We start from the raw sequence: 13643 nt of genomic DNA, 5'->3' as shown, positions 1-13643 counted from the left end.
GAACGATGGCGATGATAGAAATCCGCGATGTAACAAAGTCCTATGGACAGGTTAAAATCCTCGACGAACTAAACCTCAGCGTGGACGAACATCAGGTGGTTTGCCTGATTGGTCCTTCCGGTTGCGGCAAGTCGACGTTGCTGCGCTGTCTCAACGGTTTGGAGCCAATACAGGGCGGCGAGATCTGCATCCATGGCGACCGCATGTCGGGTCCTGGCGTCGACGTCAATGCGCTGCGGCGCGATGTCGGCATTGTGTTCCAGAGCTACAATCTCTTTCCGCATATGAGCGTGGTCGAAAACGTCATGCTCGCGCCGATGAAAGTGCTGGGCCGGAAACGCGAGGATGCCCAGGCCAGAGCCATGTCGCTGCTGACGCGCATCGGACTTGAACACAGAGCCACGGCCTATCCGGATCAGTTATCTGGAGGGCAACAGCAGCGCGTCGCGATCGTCCGTGCGCTGGCGATGAGCCCGTCGGTTTTGCTGTTGGACGAAATCACTTCCGCGCTCGATCCTGAACTTGTGTCCGAAGTGCTAAACATCGTCCGCGATCTCGCTGCGGAAGGCATGACGATGTTGCTTGCCACCCACGAAATGGGATTTGCACGCGAAGTTGCAAGCAAGATATGCTTTCTCTATGGCGGGAAGGTCCATGAGGAAGGACCGCCGGAACAGATATTTGGAGACCCGCGCGAAGAGCGCACACGAAAATTTCTTCAAAGTATTATCGAAGCCGGAAGGCTCTAGAACCGATAACCAAAATCACAACCTCACGCACCGAGACCGTCACCTGATCCATGGGATAAACCATACCAGACGGCGAACGAACTTACTTCCACATGCTGCGCATCCGCGCGCCGACATCTATACGCACATCGCGCAAACTGCGCTCACTTGCAGAGGCGGTAACTTTTGGCCAGCTCGTCTTCTCGAACAAATGAAGGAGCGAAGCTGGAATGAACCGCGTCCGCGAGGCGTAAACATGCCGATCGCCCTTCACATTTTGCCCATAGGTGAAAAACCGTTGCGGCGTGATGAGTGTGAGATTGTCACGCGCACGCGTCATTCCGACATAGAGCAGACGACGCTCTTCTTCCAGCTCGGCCGTCGTTCCAGCTCCGAGATCCGAAGGCATGCAACCGTCAACGACGTTGAGCATATAAACGGAGCGCCATTCCTGTCCCTTGGCGGAATGGATGGTTGAGAGGATCAGATAGTCCTCATCAAGAAGCGGCACACCAGCCTGATCACTCGTTGCATCCGGTGGATCGAGCGTAAGCTCGGTCAGAAAGCGCTCGCGGCTAGGATAGCCGCTGGCAATCTGCTCGAGCTGCTCCAGATCTGCTTTTCGTGTATCGGCATCTTCGTGAATACGTTCGAGATGCGGCTCGTACCAGCTGCGCGCCAGACCGATATCGTCAGGCCACCCGCTTTCGGCTTTTCGAAGGCTTGAGAGCATATCGATAAAGGCTGGCCAGTCATCACCACTTCTGGGCGGCGGCGGAATTTCGGCAAGCGACTGCAAAGGTTCCGGGTCCAGGGCGATGGTGTCGAGAATCTTGCCAGCCGTCTGGGGACCAACGCCGGGTAGCATCTGCAAAAGTCGGAAGCCAGCAACGCGGTCGCGCGGGTTCTGCGCAAACCTCAAGGCAGCAAGCAGGTCCTTTACATGCGCGCTGTCGAGAAACTTCAGGCCACCGAATTTTACGAAAGGGATATTGCGACGGGTGAGTTCGACTTCCAACGCGCCGCTATGGCTCGATGTTCGAAACAAAACAGCCTGCTGTTTGAGCGTGACGCCTACCTCACGGTTGGCCAGAACCTGCTCAACGATATAATTCGCCTGATCGCTTTCGTCTCGCACCGTCACGAGCATGGGCCGCTGTTCCGATTGGCGGTCGGTCCAGAGATTCTTGGTGAACCGTTCGCGGGCGAGATCGATCACACCATTGGCGGCAGCCAGAATGGGCTGTGTGGAGCGATAATTGCGGTCAAGCGTGATGACGTCGGCAGGCTTCGGCGAGAATTCCTGCGGGAAGTCGAGGATATTGCGAATAGTTGCAGCGCGGAAGGAATAGATCGATTGGGCATCATCACCGACAACCGTGAGACCACATCCACTCGGTTTCAGCGCCATCAGGATTGATGCCTGAAGACGGTTCGTATCCTGATACTCATCGACCAGAACGTGATCGAAGCGGTTGCCGACATCGCCAGCAAGTGCCGGATCCGACATCATCTGTGTCCAATAGAGCAGAAGATCGTCATAATCGAGCACGTTCTGGTGCTGCTTGGCCTCAACATAGGCCGCGAAAAGCTGCTTGAGCTGCTCTTCCCAGCCTAGCACATATGGATAGGCGTTCTTCAGAACTTCGCCGATGGAACTCTCGGAATTGACCACGCGCGAATAGATCGCAACACATGTCCCCTTGGTTGGAAAGCGGCTTTCCATTTTCGAGAAACCCAGTTCATGGCGAACGAGGTTCATGAGATCCGCACTGTCTTCGCGGTCATGAATAGTAAAGTCGGCGCCAAGCCCGATCTGTTGCGCATAAATACGTAGGAGCCGTGCACCGATTCCGTGAAATGTGCCTGCCCATGCCAGCGCATCCGTCATGACAGCGGAATTATCGCCAAGAACCTGCTTGCAGATACGCTGAACGCGGCGCGCCATTTCAGACGCTGCCCGGCGTGAGAACGTCATCAGCAATATCCGACGCGGGTCAGCACCGTTAACGATGAGATGAGCAACACGATGAGCCAATGTGTTGGTCTTGCCCGATCCAGCGCCCGCGATAATCAAAAGCGGTCCACCAATGGCACCATCCGGCATGGCGATGCCGTGCTCGACCGCCTCGCGCTGGCGATCATTCAGTTTTTCCAGATGGGCCGCTGCCATGTGTCCTCGTCATGCAAGAATTTATCTGATCACTGGATCACGGCGTGTCCGCCGAAGTGCTCTCAAGACATCTCTATTAGAACATTAGGAACAAAAAAGGAACATGCTGGATTGCAACTGAGCGGCTTTCCCCTCCGGCAAAAATGGGTCATTCGGGCAGGGAGCATTCTCTTAAGACCCATCAAAAAGAACATTTGCCAATTAAGCGGCCTCACGCTTAATTTCAGTGAACGCTAAAAACTCACGGGCTGAAACGGATTCTCGATGACAATAGACGGCATTTCTTCGCTTCCCGTTTCACAATCCGTTGTTGGAAAACTGACGAAAGCGGCAATTTTTCTCGTCGTGACGATCAACCCTGGATCAGAAGCCGAAGAAGCTATTCGTGATTTATGCGCGGATATTTCAAGTCTGGTCCGCGGCGTTGGTTTTCGGCGCTTGGACGGGCAGCTTTCCTGCATAACAGGGTTCGGCTCGGAGGCATGGGACCGCCTGTTTGGCGCTCCACGACCAAAGGAGCTGCATCCGTTTCGCGAAATCCATGGCGTGCACAATGCTGTATCAACGCCCGGCGATATTCTGTTTCATATCCGTGCGAGCAGCATGGATCAGTGTTTTGAGCTAGCCAGCCACCTTATGGAACGGCTTTCGATCCATGTGTCTGTTGTTGATGAAGTGCATGGCTTCAAATTTTTTGATGATCGCGATCTTCTTGGGTTCGTTGACGGCACCGAAAACCCGGTCGACCAGGCCGCTTTATCTGCCACGATCATCGGCGATGAAGATCCGGACTTTGCAGGAAGCAGCTATGTGATCACCCAAAAATACTTGCACGATCTGGCGAAGTGGAACAACGTTTCTGTCGAAGAGCAGGAAAATATCATCGGTCGGCATAAGCTCTCCGATATTGAACAGCTTGGGTCCCAGAAGAAGCCCTATGCCCATAACGTTCTGACGAATATCGAGGAAGATGGGGAGCAGATTCAGATTCTGCGTGACAATATGCCGTTCGGCGAAGTCGGAAAGGGCGAATTTGGCACCTATTTCATTGGCTTCGCTCGTTCCCCATCCCGGATCGAGAAAATGCTGGAGAATATGTTTGTCGGTAATCCCCCCGGTACGTACGACCACATTCTCGATTTCAGCCGAGCCGTGACCGGGTGTTTGTTTTTTGTGCCGACACTAACGTTTCTCGATAACGTCTCTTAAGACGCAGGACCGCGCGCTACACGTGCCGTGAAGGTCTACGTTAGACACCTAGTCGTTGACGCAACTCGGAAACCGGAAAAGGTTCAAAGCTGCATATTGCAGCAGGATGATCGTCTTGGCGTCCCGGATTGCGCCGGTGCCAATCATGCCCAATGCCGCATCGATATCCACTTCGAAGACTGCAATATCCTCGCCCTCCTCTTCCTTTCCACCGCCCAGTGAAACCCGGTCTCCGGGCTCATACTCTCCAACGAAAAAATGGAGGCGTTCTGTCACCGACCCGGGGCTCATGAAGACGTCGAAGATCTGCCGCACTTCGCTTACTTGAAAGCCCGTTTCTTCTTCTGTTTCCGCACGAATGCGTACCGCCGGTTCCACATCATCCAACAATCCGGCTGGCGCCTCGGTCAGCAGATCGTCATACCCATTCACGAAGGCCGGATATCGAAACTGGCGGGTGAGAATAACCGTTCGCCGACGCGGATCGTACAGCAGAATGGTTGCGCCATTGCCGCGATCATAGGTTTCTCGTGACTGGCTCTGCCAGCTTCCATCAGCCCGCTGGAATGAGAACTTGGTTTTCTTCAGGACATACCAATCGTTTGAGAGAAGGGTGACTTCCTCCACCTGAACACGATGCGCAATACTCACAATAACCTCCACACAAACACGATAAGTCGCTAGCCGTCGCCAGATCGTTGTGATATTCGTGCAATATCATGCATAGTCAAGGATTTTCGTGCAATGAATATGCTGACAAGTGAACGAAAGGCTTTGATACTCGAGCTCCTGCGTCGCGATGGGCGGATCGTGGCAAAGACATTCAGCCGGGAACTGGGCGTCTCTGAAGACACAATCCGCCGTGATTTGCGTGAACTGGCCAGCGAAGGTCATCTCTTGCGCGTTCATGGCGGAGCCCTGCCCGCCTCAGCGGCCGTTGCCGATTTTGCAACTCGGGAAGATGCAGCGTCGTCCGCCAAAACTATGCTCGGCGGCATTGCTGCCCGGCTGATCCGGCCGGGCCAGATCGTCTTCCTCGATGGCGGCACGACAAACATACAGCTGGCGCGTCAATTGCCCCTCGATCTCAAGGCAACGATCGTCACCCATAGTCCCAATATAGCCGTTGAGTTGGCGCGCCACCCGCTCATTGACATCGAACTGGTGGGCGGACGCTTATTCAGACATTCCATCGTCACAGTTGGGTCGGTAGCTGCTGAAGCCATCTCCCGAATTCGAATGGATGCATATTTTATGGGTGTAACAGGTCTTCACCCAGAAACGGGCGCGACCACCGGCGACAATGACGAAGCCGCCATCAAAAGACTGATCGCTCGCCAGTCGGCGGAGACAATCGTCGTGGCGACCCGCGACAAACTCGGGGTCGCATCGCCTTATCAAGTCGTACCGCTGGCAGAGATAACAACCCTTGTGACAGAGCCACAGCTATCGCAGGAGACATTGCTTCCCTTCGCATCCCAATCAATCGATATCGTCCAAGCGTGATTGACGGCGTGACCGACACGGTCAACTCGGGACAAGCGTTATGATAATGCCTCAAGCGATTTCGCCAGTTCCATGACAAGCGGTGACGGATCATCGGCAGCAAATATGCCAAATTCGGCGACCGGTGCCGGGGGCAGATTGTATTTTCCATTTATGGTCTCGCAGTCTGGCGGAACCGCTTCCGCAAACAGCACCCCAACACCCAGCCCTCCTCGCAGTGCCGATAGCATGGCGGGCAAGCTTTTCACGCGGCAGCCAACGGTCCACGCGATGCCCGCTTCAGCGAGGGAAGCGACCATTCGATCCTGCCAGGAACAGGATGTTTCAAAGAGAACGACAGGAAGCGGATCATTCTCATCCACATCAAGCAATCGGCTGGCGCACCAGACCAGTTGATAGGATATAAAGCTCATTGGCGGCAGGGCGAACCGGGCGGGATGGGCAACGACGATGTCGCTTTGCCCTTCATCAAAGGATCGTGCAAGCTGCGCCGAATTGGATGAACTCAGCTCAATCTCCACCGACGGATGTTGCTGTCTGAACTGAGCAATTGCGCCAGGAAGACGCGTGACTGCCAGATCTTCAAAAAGCCCTAGCCGAATACGCCCTACCAGCTTTTTATCGACCAATCCGCGCTGCATATCCTCCGTCAGCGCAATGACCCTTCGCGCATAAGCCAGAAAAGCTTCTCCCGCTTCTGTTAGAGAAACACCGCGAGAGGACCGCGTAAACAGTTCACTGTCCAGTTCCTTTTCTATCCGCTGCAACTGCATGCTGACGGCTGCCTGCGTACGCGCAAGACGATCAGCGGCTTTGCTCAGTGTGCCCGTTTCGGCCACCGCGACAAACATCCTGAGCAGTCTGAGATCGTAACTCACATCCATAACGAACCCTTATACCGTACTAAGAATTATAAGGGTACACGAGGGATGCAGCTTTTGACAATATGGAATCCGAAACCAGAAAATGGAGTATGAAATGTCCGACTATAAAGAAAAACTGGCTGCTTGCGGTATCGTTTGGCCCAATCTGACCCGGCCAGACCTGCCCTTCTCCCCCACCACGAAAGTCGACAATTTTCTCTATGTTTCGGGCCAGATACCCGAAAAAGGCAGCGATATTGCTTACATCGGACAGGTCGGCGGCGAGATCGATATAGAAACCGCCCTCGAAAGCGCGAAGCTCTGCGCGGCAAATGTCATCTTCTGGGCGAATGAAGCGCTTGATGGCGATCTTGACCGTGTTGTCCGGTTGGCCAAGCTTACAGTCTTCGTCAATGCCGTCCCTGGCTTTACCACCTATTCTCAGGTCGGCAACGGTGCTTCTCAACTTATGAATGCGGTCTTTGGCGAACGTGGCGCACATGCACGCTCTGCCATTGGCGTGGCAGGGCTACCAGCCAATGTACCGGTCGAGGTCGAAGCCGTTTTCCATATTCGCTAATCAAGGGACCGCAAATGTCCGTCGTGCATTTTAATCATAGCGGAGCCGGGTTGCCTTCCCCGGAAACGGTTCAGGTGATTGTCGACCATCTGCGTCTCGAAGCAGAACGCGGTCCGATGGAGGCTGGCGCGCGCGCATCAGACGCCATTCACAGGACCTATCAAGCGGCGGCAAAGCTGTTGGGGTGCTCACCGCAGGATATCGCTTTCGGAACCAGTCATGGACAGCTTTATGGCAACCTGATCGCCTCTATTCCGCTCTCTCCCGGCGACAAGATACTGGTCAGCCGTCAGGAATGGATTGGCAATGTCTTATGTTTGCAACGCTCTGCGGATCTGAACGGCGCAACACTTACATTGATGGCCTCGGACGATACAAGCGCCGTCGATACTGTTGCACTCGGACAAGGCCTCTCGCCGGTTACGCGCATTGTTGCCCTAACCTGGGTTGGCGCGGGAAGTGCACTGATCAATCCTGCCGCTGCCATTGGTGCTGCAATCCGGCAAGCCGGGTCATCAGCGTTTGTCATCATAGATGCCAGTCAGGCTATTGGACAGATACCGATTGATGTCGCCGAGTTGGGTTGTGACGCTCTCATCGCCTGCGGGCGGAAATTTCTGCGCGGACCGCGCGGAACAGCCTTGGCCTATATTTCACCCCGCCTTGCGGAAGAACTCGTTCCGCGCAGTATCGACAACCTGTCCTCCACTTTGAGTGACGGCAACGTCGCGGTGGCAAAGAGCGCTCAGGTTTTTGAGTTTGGTGAAGAGTCGGTGGCACTCAAGCTTGGTCTTGGAAAAGCAATCGAGCAAGCCCTCGACTTGGGTATCGACCGCATCGGGCAAGACCTCGCACATAAGGCCGTGACCCTTCGTCAGACCCTTGCTGAAGTGCCGGGAGTCAAACTGCTCGATCTTGGAGACAGCAAAGGCGCTGCCGTCACATTTGCAATCGATGGATTACCGTGTGCGCTCGTAAAGCAACGTCTCGCCGATCAGAGCATCAATATCGGCCTAAACGGACCGGGCTACACACCTTACGATATGTCTATACGCGGGATTTCAGAGTTGCTTCGAGCCTCCGTGCATTTGAGCACCTCTGATGATCATATTGCTTTGCTGGTCAATGCTATCAGATCGATCAGTCAAACAGGGATTTGAGTTGGAATTTCACAATGAATGACAAAAAGCAGACAGCACTTCTTTTGGGTGGAAGCAAGGGGCTTGGATTAGGTGTTGCCGAAGCTTTGGCAAAGCAGGGCGTAAACATCGCGCTCGTCGGCAGAGACAAAGTTGCGATGCGCGCAGCAGAAGAGCGCCTTGGCACTTATGCGGGTTCGGTGATGTCATTCGCCTGCGACTTGACTGATCCTGCCAGTGTTTCCAGAATGATGGAAAATGTCGACAAAGCCGTCGGCAGCATCGATATCCTGCTTCTCAATGGCGGTGGCCCTGCTCCGGTTTCCGCTTCTCAATATGACGAAGCCTACTGGAACACACAGATCAGAAGCATGTTCCTCAGTCAGATTGAAGTGGCCGCTCACTATCTTCCCGGAATGCGTGAGCGCAATTTCGGTCGGATCATTGCGGTATCCTCCACCAGCATTCGCGAACCCATTCCCAATCTCGCAGCTTCCAATGCCTTGAGATCGGCCCTCGCAGGATGGGGCAAAACGCTTGCAAGCGAAGTCGCTGGAGATGGCGTGACCGTCAATGTCGTAATGCCCGGCCGGTTTGCCACCGAGCGCACCACGCGTCTGGACGCGCTGGATGCAGCTGAGCGCGGCGTCGATCCAGTCGTCATCGCAACCGAGAGCCAGAGCGAAATTCCAATCGGACGCTACGGTACACCGGAAGAGTTCGGCGAAGTTGTAGCGTTCCTTGCCAGCAAGGCAGCAAGCTACATCAATGGCGTGGCGCTGCCGATTGATGGCGGCCTAAGCCGTTCAATGATCTGATAAGGCAGACGTCGCCATACCTACTCAGGGTTGCATCGCACCATAACGATGACGTTGGCTTCGCCCAATTAGAAGTGAGAGCCTGAAAATTCTGATTCTCCGAGATACAGTCTCGGAGAACTGCCCATAGATTGTAATTATGGAACCGCTATTGTGGTCAGCAATTGCCTATCCGACAATCAATATCGTCATGATAGCTACGTTTTCACACACGGCATCATTTAACATATAGATCCCGCGACCGTTTGAGATGTGCAAGCATGGCCGCTTCGGCGCCTTCGGCGTCGTTTTCAGCTAAGCGGTCGAGAATTTCGGTGTGTTCAACGAGCGTATATTTTTCCTTGCCGGTCCAGATCAGCATATGCGTGTGGTATTCCTTCAGCCACGCCAACATAGCTTCGCTGACCGCTATAAAGATCGGATTATCCAGAATCTTCGCAATGCGAATGTGGAAGTCCATATCCGCAGCGATGAATGCATCGGCGTCGCCCAGAGATTGCCGCTGCCGTTCGATAATTTCGCGCAGTTCCGAAATATCGCGTGCAGTCACCTTCTGCGCCGCCTCGCGTGCAATGCCGCGCTCGAAAAAGATGCGCGCACTCTTCAGGTGCTCGAGCGTATCCATCGATTGCGCAAGCATGATCTTCGCTGTCGGATCAACCTGCTGAAATATCGACCTCGCTGTGAGCTTGAGAACTTTGGCGCGTTCTCCATGCGAAATACTGACCAACCCCATTTTGGCAAGTGACTGCATCGCCTCACGGATTGCAGGGCGGCCGACACCAAACCGTTCCATAAGGACGCGTTCGGACGGCATCTCATCGCCAGGGAGCAATTCGCCGGACGTAATCATGGTTTCGAGCCGGTCAAACACTTCGTCTGACAGTTTGCGGCGAACGATAGGTTCGATTGGCTGGGTCATGGCATCTCACTAATCATGAGCTTTGCTCTCTTATGCATCTTCGAATGCTCAGATGAAAGACATTACCCGTGCCCTCATGCACGGGCTAACAATTTTCCTCTTGCAGATATTGGAATACTCATTATACCAGTTTGCATTCGAACGCCATGCGCTTTTCGTTAGCGCGACTAAAGCAGCGAGCAACGGCAATTCCGATGAATATCTGTTTGACCTATCGCATTGAGACCACCGGCAGCATCGAGAAGATGGCAGCCAAGATCGCCAGCGACCAATCCACCGGCACCTTTGTTGCAGTTCCGGGCGAAACGGAGGAATTGAAGGCACGCGTCGCCGCCAGAGTGCTCGATATCCGCCCTCTGAACGATGCGCGCGTTCCGGCTTGGCCGGAACTGGAAGACGGTCATGGTCCGATCAAGCGCGCCGAAGTGGACATCGCTTTTCCGCTCGATGCAATTGGTACCGACCTCGCTGCGCTCATGACGATCGCTATTGGCGGTGTTTATTCGATCAAGGGCATGACCGGTATTCGCGTCGTCGATATGAAACTGCCGTCGGCGTTTCGCGATGCCCATCCCGGCCCGCAATTCGGGATCGAAGGCAGCCGCAGGCTCACTGGCGTAGAAAAGCGCCCGATCATTGGCACCATCGTGAAGCCCGCACTTGGCCTTCGCCCTCATGAAACTGCGCAGTTGGTAGGTGAATTAATTGCGTCCGGCGTGGACTTCATCAAAGACGACGAAAAGCTGATGAGCCCGGCTTACTCGCCGTTGAAAGAGCGCGTAGCGGCGATCATGCCGCGTATTCTCGACCACGAGCAAAAGACCGGCAAGAAGGTGATGTACGCGTTCGGCATTTCGCACGCAGATCCTGACGAGATGATGCGCAATCATGACATTGTTCTCGAAGCAGGCGGTAACTGCGCGGTTGTCAACATCAACTCCATCGGCTTTGGTGGGATGAGTTTTCTGCGAAAACGCTCGGGCCTTGTCCTGCATGCGCATCGCAACGGCTGGGACGTTCTGACCCGCAATCCGGGCGCTGGGATGGATTTTCGCGTCTATCAGCAATTCTGGCGCTTGCTTGGCGTTGACCAGTTCCAGATCAACGGCATCCGGGTGAAATATTGGGAGCCGGACGAGAGTTTCGTGTCTTCCTTCAAGGCCATCAGCACACCACTTTTCGATCCATCCGATTGCCCGCTGCCGGTTGCCGGTTCCGGTCAATGGGGTGGCCAGGCACCTGACACCTACGCGCGTACAGGTCGCACCACAGATCTCCTCTATCTGTGCGGCGGCGGCATTGCTAGTCATCCGGGCGGACCGGCTGCTGGCGTTCGCGCAGTTCAACAGGCGTGGGAGGCAGCAGTCACAGACATCCCGCTCGAGACTTACGCAAAAGACCATCCCGAACTTGCCGCCTCGCTGGCCAAATTTGGCAACGGAGGCGAATAATGAGAGGCCCCAACCCTCCGCTGCTCTCCTACTATGGGGATGATCTGACTGGCTCCACGGATGTCATGGAAGCCTTGAGTTCGAACGGCGTAGACACCGTCTTGTTCCTAAACACGCCGGATGATGCGCTATTGGCGCGATTTGCCCATTGCAGAGCTATCGGTCTTGCAGGCACCAGCCGCAGCGAAACTCCGGGCTGGATGGACAATCATCTCACGCCAGCTTTCGCATGGCTGCGCGCCCTCAATGCTGCAATTTGTCACTATAAGGTCTGTTCCACATTCGATTCCGCTCCGCATGTCGGCAATATCGGCAAAGCGATCGAAATCGGCAAACATGTCTTCGAGCAGGCCTATGTTCCGCTGGTGGTCGGCGCGCCGCAACTCAAACGCTACACGTCCTTCGGCAATCTTTTTGCTGCATATCAAGGCGAGACCTACCGCATAGACCGTCATCCCGTGATGAGCCGCCATCCTGTGACGCCAATGCATGAAGCCGATCTGCGTCTGCATCTGGCCCAACAAACGGCGTTGAAAGCCGAACTGATCGACAGTCCAACCCTGACCTCAGCTGACGCTGATACGCATGTCGACAAGATCGCCCAGACGGCGGACGGCATGGTGCTCTTCGATGTCGATAGCACAGAAACCCAGCTGCGCGCCGGAGAGCAAATTTGGCGCTTGCGCGCGACAGAGGGCTGGTTTGTCGCCGGTTCTTCGGGCATCGAATATGCGCTGATTTCTGCATGGCGAGAGGCTGGGCTGATCGGCGCTCGGAGAGACTTCCCGCTACCTGGCAAAGTCGATCGTATCGCGGTGGTGTCAGGCAGCGTTTCGCCGACAACCGAACGGCAGATCCGCAGCGCAACCGCAGCCGGGTTTATCAGCATCGATCTCAATCCATTGGACCTTCTGGGTGAGAATGCTGCGCAGTCGATTGAAGAAGCCATTACGCTTGCACAAAGAACTTTGCAGGATGGCAGAAGTGTCATCCTCAATACAGCCCTTGGTCCATCTGCCGATCGTGGCCGTGAAATCGACCGCATTCCCGGTAGCCGCCATCGACTAGCGCGCATTCTGGGCTCGATCCTGCGCAGTCTGGTGGAGCGCGAAAATCTTTCACGTGCCGTCATTGCTGGTGGCGATACGTCCAGCCATGCCCTGCGCGAGCTGAATGTCGACGCGCTGACCACTCTGCTGCCGCTACCGCAGACACCCGGCTCGCCGCTCTGCACGGCCCATAGCCGCGATGATACGACCAACGAACTTCAAATCGCACTGAAAGGCGGGCAGGTCGGCGCTGATAATTACTTCAGCCAGATACGCGACGGCCTATCCAATTGAATCTGGAATACTCATTGACTGGTCATACCAGTTAAGCTACCAAAGATACGGGAAGGAAAATTCAATCATGACAGCAATCGCTTTGTTCGGCGCAGGCGGCAAGATGGGCTACCGTCTGGCCAAGAACTTGAAGGGCTCACGCTTCGACGTCCACCACATCGAAGTCAGCGATGCTGGCAAGGCGCGCCTGAAGAACGATCTGGGCATCGACACGGTTGATGCCGATCAGGGCCTTACGGACGTCGATGTCGTTATTCTCGCCGTGCCAGATACGCTCATCGGCAAGGTGGCTGCGAGCATTATCGACAGACTGAAGCCCGGCACGATGGTGATTGCGCTTGATGCGGCTGCCCCTTTCGCAGGTCATCTGCCCGAACGCGCTGATCTGACCTATTTCGTCACCCATCCTTGTCATCCACCGATTTTCAACGACGAAACGGATATGCAGGCAAAGAAGGACCATTTCGGGGGTCTGTTCGCCAAGCAACACATTGTTTCGGCACTCATGCAGGGGCCGGAAAAGGATTATGCGCTGGGCGAGGAAATCGCCAAGGTCATATGGGCTCCCGTCATGCGCTCGCATCGCGTCACTGTCGAACAGATGGCCATGCTGGAGCCAGGTCTTTCGGAAACGGTCTGTGCATCGCTGCTCGTCATCATGCGCCAGGCAATGGATGAATGCGTGCGACGCGGTGTTCCAGAAGAAGCGGCTCGCGATTTCCTGCTCGGTCATATGAACGTTCTGGGCGCGGTCATTTTCAAGGAAGTCGACGGCGTATTTTCGGATGCCTGCAACAAGGCCATCGAGTTTGGCATTCCTGCGCTGATGCGCGACGACTGGAAAAACGTCTTTGAACCACAGGAGATTGCCGAAAGCATTCGCCGTATCACCTGACAATCAAAACGGGAGG

At 55.0% G+C, this 13643-nt stretch carries 13 protein-coding genes; 9 read left to right on the top strand and 4 right to left on the bottom strand.

Annotated features, from left to right (window positions below; all coding sequences use genetic code 11):
- Positions 1 to 5: 5 nt before the first annotated feature.
- Positions 6 to 749: an amino acid ABC transporter ATP-binding protein gene (locus FHW03_RS21660; protein WP_182522530.1), complete on the top strand. Its 744-nt coding sequence runs from the start codon at positions 6 to 8 to the stop codon at positions 747 to 749.
- A gap of 82 nt (positions 750 to 831) precedes the next feature.
- On the opposite strand, the gene FHW03_RS21655 is transcribed toward FHW03_RS21660, so the two are convergent.
- Entirely contained in the window at positions 832 to 2901 is a 2070-nt protein-coding gene (locus tag FHW03_RS21655) for an ATP-dependent helicase (RefSeq protein ID WP_182522529.1), read from the bottom strand.
- A 264-nt stretch (positions 2902 to 3165) separates the two neighbouring features.
- On the opposite strand from FHW03_RS21655, the gene FHW03_RS21650 reads away from it, so the two are divergent.
- Positions 3166 to 4110 carry a Dyp-type peroxidase gene (locus FHW03_RS21650; RefSeq protein WP_182522528.1) on the top strand — a complete coding sequence of 315 codons (945 nt, stop codon included), beginning with the start codon at positions 3166 to 3168 and terminating at the stop codon, positions 4108 to 4110.
- A 48-nt stretch (positions 4111 to 4158) separates the two neighbouring features.
- Here the strand turns inward: FHW03_RS21650 and FHW03_RS21645 are convergent, their stop codons facing one another.
- Positions 4159 to 4761, bottom strand: a complete 603-nt coding sequence (locus FHW03_RS21645) for an NUDIX domain-containing protein (RefSeq protein ID WP_182522527.1) — start codon at positions 4759 to 4761, stop codon at positions 4159 to 4161.
- A gap of 99 nt (positions 4762 to 4860) precedes the next feature.
- Between FHW03_RS21645 and FHW03_RS21640 the strand changes: the two genes are divergently transcribed.
- Complete coding sequence (locus FHW03_RS21640; RefSeq protein ID WP_182522572.1) at positions 4861 to 5616, top strand: DeoR/GlpR family DNA-binding transcription regulator; 756 nt, start codon at positions 4861 to 4863, stop codon at positions 5614 to 5616.
- A 38-nt stretch (positions 5617 to 5654) separates the two neighbouring features.
- Here the strand turns inward: FHW03_RS21640 and FHW03_RS21635 are convergent, their stop codons facing one another.
- Positions 5655 to 6494, bottom strand: coding sequence for a LysR family transcriptional regulator (locus FHW03_RS21635; protein WP_182522526.1), 840 nt, complete (start codon positions 6492 to 6494; stop codon positions 5655 to 5657).
- Positions 6495 to 6594: 100 nt separating this feature from the next.
- On the opposite strand from FHW03_RS21635, the gene FHW03_RS21630 reads away from it, so the two are divergent.
- The 3 genes from FHW03_RS21630 to FHW03_RS21620 are packed head-to-tail and all read left to right on the top strand — an operon-like array spanning position 6595 to position 9016.
- Positions 6595 to 7059: a RidA family protein gene (locus FHW03_RS21630; protein WP_182522525.1), complete on the top strand. Its 465-nt coding sequence runs from the start codon at positions 6595 to 6597 to the stop codon at positions 7057 to 7059.
- 14 nt (positions 7060 to 7073) lie between these two features.
- Complete coding sequence (locus FHW03_RS21625; protein WP_182522524.1) at positions 7074 to 8219, top strand: aminotransferase class V-fold PLP-dependent enzyme; 1146 nt, start codon at positions 7074 to 7076, stop codon at positions 8217 to 8219.
- Between the two features lie 14 nt (positions 8220 to 8233).
- On the top strand, positions 8234 to 9016 hold the full coding sequence (locus tag FHW03_RS21620; protein WP_182522523.1) for an SDR family oxidoreductase: 783 nt from the start codon (positions 8234 to 8236) through the stop codon (positions 9014 to 9016).
- A 217-nt stretch (positions 9017 to 9233) separates the two neighbouring features.
- On the opposite strand, the gene FHW03_RS21615 is transcribed toward FHW03_RS21620, so the two are convergent.
- Complete coding sequence (locus tag FHW03_RS21615) at positions 9234 to 9938, bottom strand: transcriptional regulator NanR (protein WP_182522522.1); 705 nt, start codon at positions 9936 to 9938, stop codon at positions 9234 to 9236.
- Between the two features lie 194 nt (positions 9939 to 10132).
- Between FHW03_RS21615 and oiaX the strand changes: the two genes are divergently transcribed.
- The 3 genes from oiaX to FHW03_RS21600 all read left to right on the top strand — a co-directional run bounded on the left by oiaX (position 10133) and on the right by FHW03_RS21600 (position 13627).
- On the top strand, positions 10133 to 11389 hold the full coding sequence (gene oiaX / locus FHW03_RS21610; protein ID WP_182522521.1) for a 3-oxo-isoapionate-4-phosphate decarboxylase OiaX: 1257 nt from the start codon (positions 10133 to 10135) through the stop codon (positions 11387 to 11389).
- Positions 11389 to 12732 carry a four-carbon acid sugar kinase family protein gene (locus FHW03_RS21605; protein ID WP_182522520.1) on the top strand — a complete coding sequence of 448 codons (1344 nt, stop codon included), beginning with the start codon at positions 11389 to 11391 and terminating at the stop codon, positions 12730 to 12732. Before oiaX ends, FHW03_RS21605 begins: the two co-directional genes overlap by 1 nt.
- A 67-nt stretch (positions 12733 to 12799) precedes the next feature.
- Positions 12800 to 13627, top strand: a complete 828-nt coding sequence (locus FHW03_RS21600; protein WP_182522519.1) for a phosphogluconate dehydrogenase C-terminal domain-containing protein — start codon at positions 12800 to 12802, stop codon at positions 13625 to 13627.
- Positions 13628 to 13643: the final 16 nt, after the last annotated feature.

Origin of the sequence: Ochrobactrum sp. RH2CCR150, assembly GCA_014138095.1 — a bacterium.
GTDB classification, from domain to species: Bacteria; Pseudomonadota; Alphaproteobacteria; order Rhizobiales; family Rhizobiaceae; genus Brucella; species Brucella gambitense.
The sequence above is the reverse complement of the archived record's forward strand: the minus strand, read 5'-3'. Positions and strand labels throughout refer to the sequence as shown.